Annotated in this window: 4 protein-coding genes; 2 read left to right on the top strand and 2 right to left on the bottom strand. The window is 68.5% G+C overall.

What is annotated here, in order from left to right; translation table 11 throughout:
- Window positions 1-69 precede the first annotated feature (69 nt).
- Together AB0B48_RS32475 and AB0B48_RS32470 are read right to left on the bottom strand one after the other, a co-directional pair.
- Window positions 70-1,074 (bottom strand): hypothetical protein, encoded by a 1,005-nt coding sequence (locus tag AB0B48_RS32475; RefSeq protein ID WP_357208337.1) that lies wholly within the window; start codon window positions 1,072-1,074, stop codon window positions 70-72.
- A gap of 117 nt (window positions 1,075-1,191) precedes the next feature.
- The gene (locus AB0B48_RS32470) at window positions 1,192-1,509 is read right to left on the bottom strand and encodes a hypothetical protein (RefSeq protein WP_357208335.1); all 318 of its coding nucleotides are present in this window, start codon (window positions 1,507-1,509) and stop codon (window positions 1,192-1,194) included.
- 134 nt (window positions 1,510-1,643) lie between these two features.
- On the opposite strand from AB0B48_RS32470, the gene AB0B48_RS32465 reads away from it, so the two are divergent.
- Together AB0B48_RS32465 and AB0B48_RS32460 are read left to right on the top strand one after the other, a co-directional pair.
- Window positions 1,644-2,720 carry a glycoside hydrolase family 43 protein gene (locus AB0B48_RS32465; protein WP_357208332.1) on the top strand — a complete coding sequence of 359 codons (1,077 nt, stop codon included), beginning with the start codon at window positions 1,644-1,646 and terminating at the stop codon, window positions 2,718-2,720.
- A 110-nt stretch (window positions 2,721-2,830) separates the two neighbouring features.
- On the top strand, window positions 2,831-3,364 hold the full coding sequence (locus AB0B48_RS32460; protein WP_357208329.1) for an RICIN domain-containing protein: 534 nt from the start codon (window positions 2,831-2,833) through the stop codon (window positions 3,362-3,364).
- The last annotated feature ends 34 nt before the right edge of the window (window positions 3,365-3,398 follow it).

Here is a 3,398-nt window from a genome sequence, read left to right as displayed (position 1 = left end):
GGACCGTGCCGGGGTCCCGCCGCGGTGTCGCGTTCCCGCCGGGCTGCACGCCGGCCGGGACCACCCTCGTCAGGCAGTCGCCATTCCTCGGACGGCCAGCTCGCTGAGCGACGCGACGCCAGTGTCGCCGAGTGCCTTGCGAGCCACTGCAGGCTCGCTCAGCTCGAACACCTCGACGAGGAGGGTCGGCGATCCGGACCGGCGGCGGATCCCGTCGATCTCCTGCCGGTCAGGGTTGAACGGCAACGCCGGCCACTGTTTCGCGGTCTCCTGCCAGTCGGTTGAGATGGTCGCGACCAGGCCGTCGAGCAGGGTCGCGTAGTCCTCCGGGCTGATCGCCCGACCCAACCCGTACCGCTCGCGCAGGGCGAGAATCTCGGCCGGGACCTCCTCGGAGGAGTAGCTGTTGTTGATTCCGAGCCACCAGTGGGCGAAGTAGGTGCCCTGGTAGCCCTGGGCCAGGTAGCGCGACCCGTCGCGGTGCACCTCGATGATGAAGTTGTGCACCTGCGGAAACTGGCAGTCGAGCAGCAGGACGGTAGCGTCGCTGGCCGGCGTGGCGAGGAGCGCCTTCTTGAGCGCTTCGCCGCCGCCAGCCCCATAGGTATCGTGCGACAGTCGGGCCGGCTTGCCGCCCGCGGTGCGCAACTGCTCGCGAATCTGGAACGCCGCCATTCCGCAGTTGGCCCACCTGCGGCTCTCGTCGCGCAACGCGATCTGCGGGTCGCCGGTCTTGCCCGTACTCCCCACCGCCGCGTTGAGCTTCACCAGGTCGACACCGTCAGTGGCCTGGTCACGACGCCGCTGACTGCTCTCGGTGGCACGCGCGGCATCGCGCTGCGCGTAGCCGGTCGCGGCGGTGACGGCTTCGGCCCACGTACCGAAGCTCTGATCGGGCTTCAGCGCACTCTCCGACCAGTTGATCAACGCACCGACCACCTCACCGCGCAGGTCGGCGGGCATGAGCGGTTGGATCCTGGTCAGGATGTCGACGCACGCCTTCTCGTCGGTCTCCAGGTTGGGGATCTGACCGTTCGGTGGGTAGGCGTCCTTCTCCTCCGCGATGATCAGCATCCGAACCTCCACTGTCCACTGTGTACCGACTGCCCCCACGGCGAGCCGGCTTCCAGATTGGACCCTGAGTGAACGAGCGAACACACAACGTCGGACTTCCGTCCCGGATCGCGGCGCTCAGCGCCCGGTCCGCGGGTACCGGAAGGCGCTCAGCAGGGCGGTGACCAAGCCAGCCACCAGCACGATCCTCACCATGTGGAACACCACCGCGTCGCCGGTGGAATCCGGCGGGAAGGCGTCCTTGACGAGCATGCCGACGCCCAGTCCCAGCCCCAGACAGGCATGCATCGCGGCCCGCAGGCGTGGAAGGGGCTGCGGGCGGCCGAAGATCCGGGGCGCGGCCACGCCACCGCGGCTTCTGACGAGCAGCACGGCGGCCACGGCCAGGTTGGCCGCGGCGCACACGACGGCAAGGACCACGTCCAGGGGCTCCATGAGGCCAGACGCTAGCGCACCCATGCCCGCGAGTGCCGAGACCGGCTCGCGGAAACACTGTGGCGCGGCACCCTTTGCCCTAATCTAGGGCTGTCGATTGTTACCGCCAGCTCCGTTCGAGGAGAGGTGTCCCGATGGTGAACGTCGATAGCCGACCCCTTCCGCGCTTCCTCTCCATCCTGCTGGCCGTCGTGCTCGCCGCCGGCCTGCCCCTGGTCGGCGTGGCACCGGCGGCGGCCGGGCAGACCGGCCTGCGCGCTGCCGACCCGAGCGTGATCCGCGTCGGCGGCACCTACATCTCCGTGCAGTCGGTCAACGGCGGGATCGCCGTGCGGCAGGCGGCCTCCCCCGACGCGCTGGCCGCCGCGTCCGCGCGGCAGGTCTGGACGGACAGCCGCAACCTCGGTGAGGTCTGGGCCCCGGAGATCGTCACCGATGGCGGGCGCTACTACATCTACTTCTCGGCCGGGCGCGGCGCCGCCCACCGGATGTACGCGATCCACTCGGCGTCACCGGCCAGCGGTTACACGGCCGAACGGCAGCTCGCACTGCCCGACGGCAGGTGGGCCATCGACGGCAGCCTGTTCACCTTCAACGGCCAGCGGTGGTTCGTCTGGTCCGGTTGGGCCGGGGACACCAACGTCGAGCAGAACATCTACCTCAGCCGGATGAGCGACCCCCTCACCCCGACCGGTGGCCGGTACGTCATCTCCCAGCCACGCGAGAGCTGGGAGCGCGTCGTCGGCAACCCGTTCATCAACGAGTCCCCCGAGGCGATCCGGGACCCCAACGGGCAGCTGCACATCGTCTACTCGGCCAACGGCAGTTGGAGCGACCAGTACTGCCTCGCCGACCTGCGGCTGCGCGCCGGCGGCGACCCGATGTACGTGTGGGACTGGTACAAGTCGAACGGCTGCCTGTTCGGCTCGAACCGGGCCACCATGATGGCCGGCTGGGACCCCACCCTGCACGTGAACGGGCCTGGCCACCACAGCTTCGTGCTGCTCAACGGCGACATCGCGACGAGCCCGCCCGCCGGGCCGAGGTTCCCGCTGATGTACCACGGGGTGCCCAAGGGCACCGCGTACTCCTGGGCGAACCGCTACTGGTACACCGGCACCTTCTGCTGGTGGGGCAACACCACCTACCGCCGTGCCAACGTGCCCGGCCCGACGGCCGACACCGGGTTCAGCATCAAGTTCTTCGAGTGATCCGGACGCGTGACCTGGCCCTTCGCCGACCGTTCCGGCCCGATTGGCGTGCATCGATGGCAATCGTCTAGCCTTGGCATCTCTCCACAGTGGACGACGAAAGGCTTTACATGAAGCGCAAGACGATGACCGGCCTCATGACGGTGCTCACCATGATCGCGGCGATGCTGGTCGGCACCGGCAGCCCGGCGGCGGCGGCCTCCTCCGGCCCGTGGGTGATCCAGCCCTTCACGAACGACTACTGCCTGTCGCCGGAGGCCTTCTCGTCCTCGCTCAACATCGTGGTCGACCAGCACCTCTGCGAGGGCGGGCCGAACCGCAACTGGACCTTCACCACGACCAGCTCGGGCTACTACCACATCTCGTTCAACAACGGCGGACGGTGCATGGCCGTCCGCGGCGCGGTGACCACCGAACGGGCGAAGATCGCCACGCAGGTGTGCGGCGACGCCCGCCTCAACGACCAGTGGCTGCCGATCAAGCTCTTCACCTCCGGGAGCGCTGACTACTACCAGCTCAAGAACCGGGGCACCGGCAAGTGCATGGCGGTGGAGGCCAACTCGAGGTTGAACGGCGCCGACATGATGCAGTTCACCTGCTACACGACGTCGGAGAACCAGGCCTTCACCTGGGGCCTCTGGTAAGCAACGCTCTTCAACCGCGGCGGGACCTCTCCGG

Origin of the sequence: Micromonospora sp. NPDC049089, assembly GCF_040648775.1 — a bacterium.
Classification (GTDB): domain Bacteria; phylum Actinomycetota; class Actinomycetes; order Mycobacteriales; family Micromonosporaceae; genus Micromonospora.
This window is presented reverse-complemented; position numbering and strand designations above follow the sequence as displayed.